Origin of the sequence: Nocardia arizonensis, assembly GCF_001310275.1 — a bacterium.
Classification (GTDB): Bacteria; Actinomycetota; Actinomycetes; order Mycobacteriales; family Mycobacteriaceae; genus Nocardia; species Nocardia arizonensis.
The window spans coordinates 1-791 of record NZ_LGYZ01000101.1; the positions used below are offsets into that span (position 1 = coordinate 1).

1 pseudogene is annotated in these 791 nt (G+C 71.3%); it reads left to right on the top strand.

Annotation, left to right across the window (positions count from 1 at the left end):
• Positions 1-789 (top strand): annotated as a pseudogene (locus APZ21_RS23900) (hypothetical protein); the annotation flags it as partial.
• Positions 790-791 lie beyond the last annotated feature (2 nt).

The window sequence follows — 791 nt, forward strand, 5'->3', positions numbered from 1 at the left end:
TCGGCCACCGCCACGTCCGGCTCGGCTCCGACCGACGCCACCTCCCCTACCACCACAACGAGACTCCCCGCCCCCACGACGAGCACACCGACCATCAGCATCGGCTCGTCCTCGACCGGGCAGATCAGCGTGTCCCAGGTTCTGGCCCAGGTAGTCACCGTGCTGAACGGACTCGCCAGCTTCACCGCGAACGTGCCCGCGATCGTGGCCGACCTCGCCCAACTACCCGGACTGGTCACCGCCGCCGACGTGCGCGGCGTACACCGCGTCTCCGGTGACCTCAACAACCAGTTCGCCCCGCTGGTCGAGCTGGCCGATGGACTCGACCTGCGCCTGATCGCGCGGGCTCTGGCGCTGGCCGCGCCGCTGGACACCACCGGGGTCGCGACGATCGCCGCCGAGATCGTCGGTGTCCTGGCCGGACTCGACATCTCCCGCATCGCCACCGATGTCGGCCGCGCGCAGGAGATCGCCTGGACCGCCGTGGAATTCCTCGCCGATGGTGACCCGGTGGCGGCCGTGCTGACTCTGACCGAGCTGGCACCGGTCGCCGCCGATCTCGTCTCCGCCGCCGCCGCAGCGTTCACCGGCCAGCAGTTCCCCACCCTGACCAACACCTACACCGCCACCACCGCCGGAACGGGCACAGCGGACAGCGCCACCGGCACGGGGACCGCCGTTCCGGCCGCCCAGGACGGCCACACGGGCGCGTTCGACGCCACCGGATACACCACCGCCGCCCCCGTGCTGACCGACTGGATCACCCAGGCCATCGACCGCAGCAAGTAGCC